This window comes from Phyllobacterium ifriqiyense, assembly GCF_030817885.1.
Lineage (GTDB): Bacteria > Pseudomonadota > Alphaproteobacteria > Rhizobiales > Rhizobiaceae > Phyllobacterium > Phyllobacterium ifriqiyense.
The window spans coordinates 571,212-583,266 of the sequence record NZ_JAUSZT010000003.1; the positions used below are offsets into that span (position 1 = coordinate 571,212).

Below are 12,055 nucleotides of genomic sequence, written 5' to 3' on the forward strand. Positions count from 1 at the left end.
CAACTTGACTTTGGCCCATGCGCGACCATAGCTACGCCCCAATCTGTTTCAGCAGGACTCTACGCCAATCAGCACCAATATGACCAAAGCCACCCGACCTACCGCTTATAAAGCACCGAAAAGTCAGGAAGCGACGAATCCCCACAGTCCAGTGGTTGAATTTGGCGCGGATAAGCCTTTGAATCTCGACAGCGGTGTATCGCTTTCGCCTTTTCGCATTGCCTACCAGTCTTATGGCACGCTCAATGAGGATAAATCCAACGCGATCCTGATTTGCCATGCTCTTACCGGCGATCAGCATGTGGCGAATGTCCATCCGGTCACCGGCAAATCGGGCTGGTGGGAATTGCTCGTTGGCCCCGGCAAACCAATCGATACGGATCGTTATTTCGTTCTTTGTTCAAATGTTCTTGGCGGTTGTCTCGGCTCAACCGGTCCCGCTTCGATCAATCCGGCCACCGGCAAGCCCTATGCGCTTGATCTTCCCATCATTACAATTGCCGACATGGTGCGTGCACAGGCAATGCTGGTCGAGCATTTCGGTATTGAGCAGCTTTTTGCCGTTGTCGGCGGTTCCATGGGCGGCATGCAGGTTCTGGAATGGGCGTCCAGCCATTCCGACAAGGTTTTCGCAGCCGTAGCGCTGGCCACCGGCGCGCGCCATTCTTCGCAGAACATAGCCTTCCACGAGGTCGGGCGTCAGGCCGTCATGGCCGATCCAGAATGGAAAGAAGGCCGTTATCTCGAAGCTGGCACGGTGCCCCGCAAGGGGCTTTCTGTCGCCCGCATGGCGGCCCACATCACCTATCTGTCGGAAACCGCCCTGCACAACAAGTTCGGGCGTAACCTGCAGGACCGGCAGAATGTGACATTCGGATTTGACGCGGATTTTCAGATCGAGAGCTATCTGCGCCATCAGGGCAATACATTTGTCGAGCGTTTCGACGCCAACTCATACCTCTATATGACGCGTGCCATGGATTATTTCGATCTGGCCGCTGAGCATGAGGGCAGACTTGCCGATGCCTTTGCCGGGTCAAAGACCCGTTTCTGCATCGTCTCCTTCACAAGCGATTGGCTGTTCCCAACCAGCGAGAGCCGCACAGTTGCCCATGCGTTGAATGCGGCGGGCGCTTCCGTTTCATTCGTTGAGATCGAATCGGATCGCGGCCATGATTCGTTCTTGCTGGACGAACCGGAGATGTTCTCGGCCGTCAACGGCTTCCTGCGCTCTGCAGCGCGCGCAAAGGGGCTTCTTCCATCATGAGTATCAATAGTCATCCCCGCGTTGATTTTGCCGTCATCGCTTCACTGATCGAGCCTGGTTCGCGTGTGCTGGACGTAGGCTGCGGCGATGGTGAATTGCTGGAACTGTTGCAGACCACCAAGGGCGTGGATGGGCGCGGCGTCGAGCTTTCGCAAAAGGGCGTCAACGAATCTGTTGCCCGGGGCCTTTCTGTCATTCAGGGCGACGCTGACAGCGATCTGAAATATTACCCGGATGGCGGGTTTGATTATGTGATCCTCAGCCAGACTTTGCAGGCAACCCGCAATCCTAAATATGTTCTGACCGAGCTTTTGCGCATCGGCGAAAAGGCAATTGTCTCGTTTCCCAATTTCGGCCACTGGCGCATGCGCGCGTCGCTGGCCATTAATGGGCGCATGCCGGTTACCAAAGAGCTGCCCTATAGCTGGTATGACACACCAAACATCCACTTCTGCACCATCAATGATTTTGTCGACATGACAAAAGAAGTCGGCGCCCACGTTGAATCAGCCGTTGCGCTGAATGCTCTGGGTCAGCGTCTCGGCTTCAATATGCCCTGGGGCTTCTGGAATCTTTTCGGCCAACAGGCAGTGTTCCTGCTCCGCCGTTAATCTTCTTTCGGACCATCGCGCCGCATGGCAGTGCCTTGCGGTGAAAGCACGGGCACAAAGACGCGCCGGGACGAACGCTTGGCCACCGGCAGGCCCTGATAGACACGCTTTTGCGCTTCCACGATCAGCACGCCTGAAAACATTGGCCAGAACCGCCTGCCCATTCTCTCAAACAATGCGGAGGGCCGCATCATCGCGCGGCGCGATGATGGCGGAAAGAACAAGGCTTCGCCCCATGGACCGGGGGTAAAATTGGTTTCTCGCAAAAGCCGGATGAGCTGGCCTCGGCTATAGGGCCTGCCACTGCCGAAGGGCGTGTGCTCGAAGCGAGCCCATAATCCGCGCCGATTGGGTACGACGATCACCAGGCGGCCATTGGGAGCCAGCACACGCCACATTTCCTTCAATGTCTCGCGTGGGTCCTCCGCATGTTCCAAAGCATGAATAAGCAACATTCTGTCAACTGCGGAATCCGGCAGGGGAAGCTCTTCCTCGAAAACCAGTGCTGTCGATGAAGGCTCAAGTGGCGGCCAGCTTGCGGCACCCTGCCCCGCTGGCATGAAGGCAAAGGTGCGCTCCGTATCGCTTCTGAAGCGATCAAGGTAAGGCGCGGCATAGCCGAGCCCGACGAGACGCTCACCCGGGAGCTTGGGCCACATGGCAGCAAGCGCCATGGTGATCGAACGCTCCGCCAGATGACCAAGGGTTGATGCGTAGAAAGTGCGAAGATCGATGATATCGAGATGCATGGTGGGCAAACTACCACGCTAATCAATAACATCAAGAAAATGCCGGTCTCGTGGCTTGCGCATCCACGGCAGCGGCTTATCTTGGTTCTGACAGGAATAAAGAGAAGCTATATGTCCAATTTGCAGATCGAACAGTTTAACGCCCGAAGCGATAATTTCGGCGTTCTCATCCATGACCCGGAAACAAATCTCACTGCGTCTATCGATGCGCCGGAAGAGCAACCAATTCTCGATGCGCTCAAGCGCCGCGGCTGGAAACTGACGCATATTCTTACCACTCATCATCACAATGATCACATCGAAGCAAATCTCGCTTTGAAGAAGCGCTTTGGCGTTGAGATCGTCGGTCCGGAAGCTGAGAAATCGCAAATTCCGGGTATTGATCGCACATTGAGTCACGGTGACCATTTTCAGTTCGGCAGTTTTGAGATTGAGGTGATTTCCACTCCCGGTCACACAAACGGGGAAATCTCGTTCTTTATCCCTGCCGCGAAGGTTCTCTTTGCTGGCGATACATTGTTTTCCCTTGGTTGCGGGCGGCTGCTGGAAGGCACGCCGGCGACCATGTTCGAATCGTTGCAAAAGCTCGTCGCTTTGCCCGGCGATACGCAGGTCTATTGCGGACATGAATATAGCGAAAGCAATGCGCGTTTTGCCTTGTCAATCGACCCTGATAATTCGGCGTTAAAAGAGCGAGCCAGGGAAATTACAGCGCTTCGCGCAGCAGGTCAGCCTACATTGCCAACCACCATATTGCGCGAAATGGCCACCAATCCGTTCCTGCGCTGGCATGATCCCGTCATTCGCAAGAACCTCAAAATGGAAAATGCCAGCGATGAGGCAGTCTTTACCGAAATACGCAAACGGAAGGATCATTTCTGATGGATCTTACCGCACAACAGATCAAAGACATTCTCGGGCTTGAACCTCATCCGGAAGGGGGCGCCTATATCGAAACCTTCCGCGACAACAAGGCAGAACCGCAAGTCTGCAAGCGCGGATATTCCACCGCGATTTATTTCCTCCTTTCCAAGGGGGAAATATCCAGATGGCACCGCGTCAAGGACGCATCGGAGGTCTGGCACTATTATGGCGGCGCGGCGCTGGAACTTTCCATAACCTCTGGCAAAGAACCCGTGACCACCCAAATACTCGGAATGGATCTTGCCAATGGGCAACGCCCACAGGCGGTTGTTCCCGCAGGGCACTGGCAGATGGCGAAAAGCCTTGGCGACTGGACGCTGGTTGGCTGTACAGTCGCTCCGGGCTTCAACTTTGCTCAATTCGAATTGGCTGAACCCGGCTGGGAGCCTTGATTTTTCTTGAGCAGCATATCCTTGGCAGCAAGCACCGCGCCTGAAGTGATCAAGGCACATGCAAGCAATACCCGTGTCGTTGGCTCGGTCACACCAGCAATGATCAATACAAGCGTCGATAGCAGAGGCGCGGCATAGCTGGATGCCCCCAGCACCTGAATATTGCCGCGCTTGACACCGTAATCCCATACGTAGAACGCAGCGCCGACCGGAAAAAACCCGAGTCCCAAAACTGCCAACCACTGAACAAGCCCTTCCGGCCATATGGTCTGCTCAAGAAACAGATGAGAGATCAGTGAGAGGATCGACGTTGCGATGCAAAAACCCGTTACCGCATCGGTCGGCACCTCGGCAAAACGTCGTGAGAGCAGCGAATAAGCCGCCCATGTGAGCGCGCAAAGACCCGCCATCGCATAGCCGAAACTATATTGCGGATCGAAACCGAGCCCGCCGCCTTTTGTGATGATCAGGACAGTGCCGGACAGGCCAAGCAGCGTCCCGACAATGTGAAACCAGCGCAGACGTTCCCCCGGCATCAGCGCCGAACCAACCACGATGAACAGAGGCCACAGATAGGCGATGAGGCTTGCATCGATCGCCGGTGCATTACGCAGCGCGGTAAAATAAAGAAAATGATAGCCAAAGAGCCCGACAACCCCGAGCGTCCAGACCTTCAATGGCTGGCGCAAATGTCTGGCCGCGCCCGGACGCCACAACCATGAGACCAGTCCAAGGCAAGCACCGATGGCAAATGTCATTGCGGTCAGCTGGAATGGTGGCACCTTGCCTGACACATCCGTGAACAGTGCGAGCATCGCCCACATGATAACTGCGAGAAATCCGACAAATGTAGCCACGCCGCCCCCAAATCAACAGGCGGCGCTCAGCCGCTTACTGCGTCTTTTCGAAACGGGTCGCGTAAACTGTCACCGTGCCGATTTGCGTGCCGATTTTCGCCTGCACCGGCGAATAGATACCGGACTTGCCTAATGATGCAAAGGTCATACTGATCTTGCTGGAGTTTTTCAGATATTCAATGGCTTTCCGGCCCGATTGATAGCCGGAAATCGGGATAAACTTGGCAGTACAGGTAATAGCATCACCCTTGAAACCGTTGGTTGCGAAAGGCCTGGATCCGCCCTCCGGCGAAAGCTTGAGATCAATGCGGGTCTGACCGTCATACATTTGCAATGTCCTTGAACAGACCTGATCGAGATTGTCTGCCGCGACCATGACGCCGGAAATGGGATCGGCAACAGATTTCAGATCATCGGGTTTCAATTCGACCCAGTTTTCTTTCTTCTTGATTGGGGGCACATTGACCGTCTCCGTCACATTGCCGTCTGTGAACGCAATTGATGTCGTCTTGTTGCGCTTGCCGTGCTTGTATTTCACCGCATAGGAGCTTGGAATCGGCCCGGCCTTGCCATATTGCCCCTTGGCATCAAGCGTGCCGCTCGTATCGTCAAAGAGGCTGCCCAGCCCGGAACTCATCAATTCGCCGCTGACCTCATAGGCATGGCTGTCGGAGACATTCGTTGAAAAATTGGCTTTCGCAATGGTTAGCCCATAGAGCGAAACCCTGTATTCGGACTTATAGGCCTGCGCAGCATTGGCGGCACCGGCCATCATGATCGCGCATGCGGCTAGACTGACCGCCACCGGTGCTCGATTGGAGGAATGCCATCCGGCTTTCATTTGTCGTATTCCCATCTAACACCGTCCCTGATGGTAACTGCTCGTTTATAAAGCAGGCAAAGTTGTGTTAAACACCCCATGATCCTGACGAAATGCACAGTGCATGGAGCAAACAGCGTAGATATACACTTGACGCGTAGGGCTCATATCACTATAGAAACGCAACTTCCCAATAGGCCGCCTTTCCGAAAGCTGAGCCGCTGCGTGGCAACATGCGATGGCACCAGACAGAATTTGGATCGGCGGGAATGAAATTTAAAGGTGAGACCCAATGTCCCGCACATGTGAATTGACCGCAAAGTCGGTCCAGTACGGCAACAATGTGAGCCACGCGAACAATCGTACGCGCCGCCGCTTTTTGCCAAATCTTTGCCAGGTAACGCTGATCTCCGAAGCTTTGGGTCAGAGCTATCGTCTGCGCGTTACAGCCCATGCGCTTCGCAGCGTTGAGCATCGCGGTGGTCTGGATGCGTTCTTGGTCAAGGCTGACGAGAAGGAGCTGTCACAGCGCGCTCGTCTTCTCAAGCGCCAGATTGCCAAGAAGCTTCTTGAAGCTCCGGTTGCTGCTGCTTAATCAGCGCTTCTTCATTGCTTGATCATCGGGGCCAGCATATGCTGGCCTTATTGTTGCTGGTTCCATTACCCAGGATAAAAAAATGCCGCTCAGCCGCGCTTATTCCCTGTCTGATTTTGTTTTGCCCGTTCTGGCCATGTGCGCAGTCGTGGCTGCGTCCAATATTCTGGTGCAATATCCATTCCATCATTTTGGTTTGGCCGAAATTCTCACCTATGGCGCGTTCACCTATCCGATAGCTTTTCTGGTCAATGATCTTTCGAATCGCAGGTTTGGTCCTGTCTTTGCCCGGCGCGTTGTCTATGCAGGTTTTGCCATTGCCGTTGTTTTGTCGATCTGGCTTGCGACACCCCGTATCGCCATCGCATCCGGCACGGCGTTCCTCACGGCCCAGCTTCTCGATATAACTGTCTTCAACAAGCTGCGTCAGCTGACATGGTGGAAAGCCCCCTTCGCTTCCGCAATCTTCGGATCATTGCTCGACACCTTGCTGTTCTTTTCTATCGCTTTTGCCGCACGCTTTGCCTGGATTGACGCCATAACGGGCCACCCCGATTCGTCACTGGCAATGCCAGTGCCGTTCTTCGGTATGGAAATTCCTCTATGGGCATCGCTGGGCTTCGGTGACCTCTTGGTCAAGATCGTCATGGCTGTGGTCATGCTTGTGCCCTATGGCGCGATCCTCGCCATTTTCGCCCCTGCCATCTACTCGGCTAGCCGAAATTCCAGATAAAGATTTCTTTGCACAACTGAGAAATTATCGTCCGATATCATCGAGACGCGGGTAGAGCCATCAGCGGCCTGCCAGACATCCAGCCCCTCCATATTGTCGATCTGGTAGCTTAGATCGGCATTGAAAATTATCCGTCCATCAACGGTCGCATCCGGCTTGATCATATCGCCCGGAATTAGCCGAAGGCGTACGCTTATGCCGGTTATGAAGCTGTATTTGCGCTCAAGCAGCAAAAGGTCGCCACCCGGCAGAAAGTCGCCATCGCTTATATCAAAGCCATCCCTGCGCTGGACATAGAATATTCCTTTTCGCGGCCCTTCAAGCACAGCAGCAAAGGCATTGCCCGCCTTGTTCAGGCTCATCTCAGTCACGGCCACGCGTGCACCACGCAGAGGACCATCGGGAGGCGAATAGGCAATGGTCTCAATGCCGCGATTGGTTCTTAGCTCTTCTTTTGGAATGGGCAGCGGCAGAATCTTCGGCCGCGAGGCGAATTTCTCCAGATCAAGTTCATATTCGGCGATCCGATGATTGCGTTCAAAAGAAACCGTGACCTTCTGGCCGGAGATATTCATGCCTTCTGCATCAGAATCCCGTTTGCCGTCGAGAGGCAAACCGTGTTCATCCAGGATTGGCGCCAGCAGATAATCGTCGATCATTGTCGGCCTGCCCTCGGCATCGCGCAAAATCTTGCCCGCAAACCACGAGCCCGTATCGGTAACACCAAGGAAACGTTGTCCCGCATCAAGGAAATGAAATGCGGACATGCTGCCAAAGCGGGCATTTGTCGATGACATATCCAAACCACCGATAAATTCGAGCGGTCCGAAGCGGGTTTCAGCCGGAACCCAGTTGGAAATTGGAGATGATACGGGATTTGATTTGTAGAGGCGAAACGCCCTCTTGCGCCAAGGCCGTGTTGGTAGCCGCCGCAGCAAAGATCATGATCAACCAGACGCGCCAGCAACGTAGCGCAGCTGATTTCATCTTATCGGCGTCCAGCTTTTTTGGCTGCCGCGCGTCCTTGCTCTTCAAACAGGGAAGCGAGTTGTTCGGTCATCGCACCCGCCAGCTCTTCTGCATCGACAATCGTCACTGCACGGCGGTAATAGCGCGTCACATCATGACCAATACCGATGGCAATAAGCTCGACTGGCGATTTGGTTTCAATCTCTTCAATCACCGCACGCAAATGCCGCTCAAGATAATTGCCCGGATTGACCGATAAGGTGCTGTCATCAACGGGAGCACCATCGGAAATCATCATCAGAATACGGCGCTGTTCAGGACGCGCCAGCAGACGTTGATGCGCCCAGATCAGCGCCTCACCATCGATATTTTCCTTCAGCAGCCCCTCGCGCATCATCAGGCCGAGATTGCGCCGTGAGCGCCGCCATGGTGCGTCAGCGCGCTTGTAGACGATATGGCGCAGATCATTCAGCCGGCCTGGATTGGCCTGTTTGCCCCGCTCCAGCCAAGCTTCACGGGCCTGTCCGCCTTTCCACGCCTTTGTGGTGAAGCCGAGGATTTCAACCTTCACGCCGCAACGCTCCAGCGTACGTGCCAAAATATCGGCACAGGTCGCAGCAACAGTAATAGGCCGACCACGCATGGAGCCGGAATTATCGATCAGCAGCGTAACCACGGTGTCGCGGAAATCCGTGTCGCGCTCCATCTTGTAGGAGAGGGGCTGAGTGGGATCGATAACGACGCGCACAAGGCGGGCGCTGTCGAGATATCCCTCTTCCAGATCGAAGTCCCAGGAACGGTTCTGCTGCGCCATCAGGCGGCGCTGAAGCCTATTGGCCAGACGCCCGACAACGCCGGATAGGTTGGCAAGCTGCTTGTCGAGGAATGCACGCAGACGCTCCAGTTCAGCTTCGTCGCAAAGCTCTTCCGCGTCGGTCGTCTCGTCAAATTCCTGCGTATAGACCTTATACCCGCTTTCAGCCCCAAGATTGGAGAAAGGCTGGTTAGGGCGCCTTGCTTCGCCCGGAATCTCCGCATCCGCGTCCGAATCTTCATCCATATCGTCGGATGAAGCGTCCGCAGCCTCGGTCTCGCCCGCCTGACTATCGTCGCTGGATGTCTCGGAATCATCATTTTCGGATGAATCGCTGCCTTCGTCCTCGTCGGAGCCGCCCTCATTGTTTTCTTCAGGCTCGGGCTGGTCTTCTTCGTTGCTCTGGCTGTCGTCGTCTTGGCTTTCCTGCGCCAGTTCTTCCGCCATTTCCATCGAAGCGAGCATTTCACGCACAACGCGCGCAAATGCGTTCTGGTCGTTTATCTTGTCAGACAGATGATCAAGATCGGTCGCGGCTTTCTCTTCGATCCAGTCACGCCAAAGATCGAGCACATTGCCCGCTGATTCCGGGGCTTTGCGCCCCGTCAGCTTTTCGCGCACCAGCAAGGCCACAGCTTCTTCGAGCGGAGCTTCTGCCTGATCCGTGATTGCGGGAAAATTGGCGCGGACATATTTGTCCGCCAACATGGAGTTCAGATTTTCCGCCACGCCTTCCATGCGCAAAGAGCCGATAGCTTCGACGCGAGCCTGTTCAACCGCATCGAAGATTGCTCTCGCCTGCTTGCCTTCCGGCGCGAGCGTCGCGTGAATACGATCATTATGGCATGCCTGACGCAATGCCATCGAATCGCCAATCCCGCGCGTGACCGCTATGTCATTGGCACTCGGACGTTTGGGCAGATCAGGAAGCCGTGCCCGGTGGCCGGTCAGCGCAGGCTTGTCATTGCCGAAGCCGACTTCCAGCTCATGATCGCCGGCAATTGCACGCATACAGGCCGTGACAGCGCGCTTGAAGGGCTCGCTATCAACCGGACCTTTCGGTACCGCACGTGAATTGTCTCCCGGACCTGCCATCTTCTGCTGTGCTCTTAGCTCATAACCACATTGGCTGTGGATTCAGGCAGTTCCTTGCCAAAGGCACGCTGATAGAACTCGGCAACGATTGGACGCTCCAATTCATCGCACTTGTTCAGGAAGGTCAGGCGGAATGCAAAACCGACATCCTTGAAGATATCGGCATTTTCAGCCCAGGTGATCACCGTACGCGGACTCATCACTGTCGAAAGATCGCCATTGATGAATGCTGCACGGGTCATATCGGCAACGCGGACCATCTTGGAGACGATCTCCATGCCTTCCTTGTTCTGATAATGCTTGGCCTTGGCAGCAACGATTGCCACCTCATTGTCATGCGGCAGATAGTTGAGCGTCGTCACGATCGACCAGCGATCCATCTGCGCCTGATTGATCTGCTGCGTGCCGTGGTAAAGACCGGTCGTATCGCCGAGACCGACCGTATTGGCCGTAGCGAACAGGCGGAAGGCAGGGTGCGGACGGATAACGCGGCTTTGATCCAGAAGCGTCAAGCGGCCGGATGATTCCAGCACGCGCTGGATAACGAACATAACATCCGGACGACCGGCATCATATTCGTCAAAAACCAGAGCAACATTATGCTGGTAGGCCCAAGGCAGAATGCCGTCGCGGAATTCCGTAACCTGCATGCCCTCTTTCACCACAATTGCATCCTTGCCGACCAGATCGATACGGCTGACGTGACTGTCGAGATTGACGCGAACGCAGGGCCAGTTGAGGCGCGCAGCGACCTGTTCAATATGCGTGGATTTACCCGTGCCATGATAGCCGGAAACCATAACGCGCCGGTTGAAGGCAAAACCTGCCAGAATGGCCAGCGTCGTTGCCTTGTCGAACAAATAGTCCGTGTCGATTTCCGGGACATAGGCATCGCCGGCCTTATAGGCCGGGACCATCATGTCGGATTGGAATCCGAAAAGCTTTTCTACAGAAACCGTTGTATCCGGCAAATTCGCAATATCGCGATCAACCTTATTCATCATGCCTCCAGCGCGACTGCATGCGCAGACGCATAAAAATAGCGAACCCCGCAACGAGATTCTGAATTCAGCCCATGAGTGGTTAGCAGAAACCAGCCGTCTTGAGCAATTGATAGGCCTGGATTACGTCACGGAAACGATCCTCGGAAGCCCGATCACCGCCGTTTGCATCGGGGTGGTGGCGCTTCACCAGTTCTTTATAGCGCGACTTTATATCTTCGCCAGTGGCTTTTGCACCTAGTCCAAGCGTATCCAGCGCTTTTGACTCCAGCGGCTTCAATTTGCGCACATGGACACGTGCATTATTGAAAACACTATTGGGATCCCGGAACCTGTTTTGGTAGGCAGCACGCCCCGATCGCAATTTGGAAAAATCCGGCGATGTCTTGGCGCTTGCACTGGCCTGCGCGCGGGTGCTGGCGCTTGGCCCTGCCCCGCTGCCCGGCAATCCTGCAACAGTCCATGTCGGGCGATCGCCCGTCAGCGCTTCCTTCTGGTAGCGCGCAACCTCTGCATCAGACAGGCCGGAGAAATAATTATAGCCTTTATTATACTCGCGCACATGGTCGATGCAGAAATGGAAGAACTCGCCTTCCTTTTCGCGGCCCACGGGAGCGCGGTGCGGACCAGGTTTCTCACAGCCGTCCCACTGGCATATGGGCGTGCGCGATTTCTCCTCTTCCGCCTTTTTCGGGCGGATACGGATGCTGTCGAAATATTTAGAGCTTGTCGTCATCGAATACGTTTATCTTGGCTTGGCGTGAATTGACATTCGGACATGATTTATGACCTAACGCCTGAAATGGCGGTAAATTTATGAACATGTTCGGATTTGCCAAATGAAACTACCATATGGGCGCAGGAGAATGAAATGTCCACTCAGTCCGCGATCGAAAACAAACTGACACAGGCTTTCCATCCCGTTTCATTGGCTGTCATCAATGAAAGCCACCTTCACGCAGGCCACCATCATTCTGACAGCGAGCATCATGGCACATTTGACGGTTCAGGCGAAACGCATTTTCGCGTGCGGATTGTCGCGGAGGCTTTTTCCGGCATGTCGCGTGTCGAACGCCACCGCGCAATCAATGAAGTTCTCGAAGCAGAATTGAAGGGAAGCGTCCATGCCTTGGCGCTTGAACCAGCAGCGCCCGGCGAAGCAACACGGCGGTAAAAAGCTCAACTAAAGTGTGACTTGCAATTCCTGAAAAGCATTGCGACAGGAAAC

Annotated in this window: 15 protein-coding genes; 7 read left to right on the forward strand and 8 right to left on the reverse strand. The window is 54.8% G+C overall.

Translation table 11 applies throughout. From position 1 onward, the window contains the following. Nucleotides 1-79: 79 nt before the first annotated feature. Together metX and metW are read left to right on the forward strand one after the other, a co-directional pair. Nucleotides 80-1,267: a homoserine O-acetyltransferase MetX gene (metX, locus tag QFZ34_RS10250; protein ID WP_307280375.1), complete on the forward strand. Its 1,188-nt coding sequence runs from the start codon at nucleotides 80-82 to the stop codon at nucleotides 1,265-1,267. After that, complete coding sequence (gene metW, locus QFZ34_RS10255) at nucleotides 1,264-1,878, forward strand: methionine biosynthesis protein MetW (RefSeq protein WP_115055513.1); 615 nt, start codon at nucleotides 1,264-1,266, stop codon at nucleotides 1,876-1,878. The genes metX and metW overlap by 4 nt, the downstream gene beginning before the upstream one ends. Here the strand turns inward: metW and QFZ34_RS10260 are convergent. Then, complete coding sequence (locus tag QFZ34_RS10260; RefSeq protein WP_115055515.1) at nucleotides 1,875-2,627, reverse strand: class I SAM-dependent methyltransferase; 753 nt, start codon at nucleotides 2,625-2,627, stop codon at nucleotides 1,875-1,877. The two genes, metW and QFZ34_RS10260, sit on opposite strands and share 4 nt — an antisense overlap. A gap of 111 nt (nucleotides 2,628-2,738) precedes the next feature. On the opposite strand from QFZ34_RS10260, the gene gloB reads away from it, so the two are divergent. Further along, nucleotides 2,739-3,509 (forward strand): hydroxyacylglutathione hydrolase, encoded by a 771-nt coding sequence (gene gloB / locus QFZ34_RS10265; protein ID WP_307280382.1) that lies wholly within the window; start codon nucleotides 2,739-2,741, stop codon nucleotides 3,507-3,509. Further along, nucleotides 3,509-3,943, forward strand: coding sequence for a cupin domain-containing protein (locus QFZ34_RS10270; RefSeq protein WP_115055517.1), 435 nt, complete (start codon nucleotides 3,509-3,511; stop codon nucleotides 3,941-3,943). The genes gloB and QFZ34_RS10270 overlap by 1 nt, the downstream gene beginning before the upstream one ends. Here QFZ34_RS10270 and yddG read toward each other — a convergent pair. Beyond that, a complete protein-coding gene (gene yddG / locus QFZ34_RS10275) occupies nucleotides 3,907-4,800 on the reverse strand; it encodes an aromatic amino acid exporter YddG (protein WP_307280387.1) in 894 nt (297 codons plus the stop codon). The genes QFZ34_RS10270 and yddG overlap by 37 nt on opposite strands. Nucleotides 4,801-4,834: 34 nt before the next feature. After that, complete coding sequence (locus tag QFZ34_RS10280) at nucleotides 4,835-5,641, reverse strand: DUF3108 domain-containing protein (RefSeq protein ID WP_307280389.1); 807 nt, start codon at nucleotides 5,639-5,641, stop codon at nucleotides 4,835-4,837. A 271-nt stretch (nucleotides 5,642-5,912) separates the two neighbouring features. Here QFZ34_RS10280 and rpmB point away from each other — a divergent pair, with 271 nt between their 5' ends. Both rpmB and QFZ34_RS10290 read left to right on the forward strand, forming a co-directional pair. Further along, nucleotides 5,913-6,215, forward strand: a complete 303-nt coding sequence (gene rpmB, locus QFZ34_RS10285; protein WP_008127961.1) for a 50S ribosomal protein L28 — start codon at nucleotides 5,913-5,915, stop codon at nucleotides 6,213-6,215. Nucleotides 6,216-6,297: 82 nt separating this feature from the next. Further along, entirely contained in the window at nucleotides 6,298-6,948 is a 651-nt protein-coding gene (locus QFZ34_RS10290) for a queuosine precursor transporter (RefSeq protein ID WP_307280396.1), read from the forward strand. Here the strand turns inward: QFZ34_RS10290 and QFZ34_RS10295 are convergent. The 5 genes from QFZ34_RS10295 to QFZ34_RS10315 all read right to left on the reverse strand — a co-directional run bounded on the left by QFZ34_RS10295 (nucleotide 6,921) and on the right by QFZ34_RS10315 (nucleotide 11,563). Continuing rightward, nucleotides 6,921-7,745 (reverse strand): esterase-like activity of phytase family protein, encoded by an 825-nt coding sequence (locus QFZ34_RS10295; RefSeq protein ID WP_307280400.1) that lies wholly within the window; start codon nucleotides 7,743-7,745, stop codon nucleotides 6,921-6,923. The two genes, QFZ34_RS10290 and QFZ34_RS10295, sit on opposite strands and share 28 nt — an antisense overlap. Before the next feature lie 40 nt (nucleotides 7,746-7,785). Beyond that, complete coding sequence (locus tag QFZ34_RS10300; RefSeq protein ID WP_307280403.1) at nucleotides 7,786-7,935, reverse strand: hypothetical protein; 150 nt, start codon at nucleotides 7,933-7,935, stop codon at nucleotides 7,786-7,788. 1 nt (nucleotide 7,936) lies between these two features. Further along, nucleotides 7,937-9,826: a cobaltochelatase subunit CobT gene (gene cobT, locus QFZ34_RS10305; protein WP_307280406.1), complete on the reverse strand. Its 1,890-nt coding sequence runs from the start codon at nucleotides 9,824-9,826 to the stop codon at nucleotides 7,937-7,939. A 14-nt stretch (nucleotides 9,827-9,840) separates the two neighbouring features. Next, nucleotides 9,841-10,827, reverse strand: a complete 987-nt coding sequence (gene cobS / locus QFZ34_RS10310) for a cobaltochelatase subunit CobS (protein ID WP_115055529.1) — start codon at nucleotides 10,825-10,827, stop codon at nucleotides 9,841-9,843. Between the two features lie 82 nt (nucleotides 10,828-10,909). Continuing rightward, nucleotides 10,910-11,563 carry a J domain-containing protein gene (locus QFZ34_RS10315; RefSeq protein ID WP_115055531.1) on the reverse strand — a complete coding sequence of 218 codons (654 nt, stop codon included), beginning with the start codon at nucleotides 11,561-11,563 and terminating at the stop codon, nucleotides 10,910-10,912. A gap of 135 nt (nucleotides 11,564-11,698) precedes the next feature. On the opposite strand from QFZ34_RS10315, the gene QFZ34_RS10320 reads away from it, so the two are divergent. Continuing rightward, nucleotides 11,699-12,001, forward strand: coding sequence for a BolA family protein (locus QFZ34_RS10320; RefSeq protein WP_115055533.1), 303 nt, complete (start codon nucleotides 11,699-11,701; stop codon nucleotides 11,999-12,001). The last annotated feature ends 54 nt before the right edge of the window (nucleotides 12,002-12,055 follow it).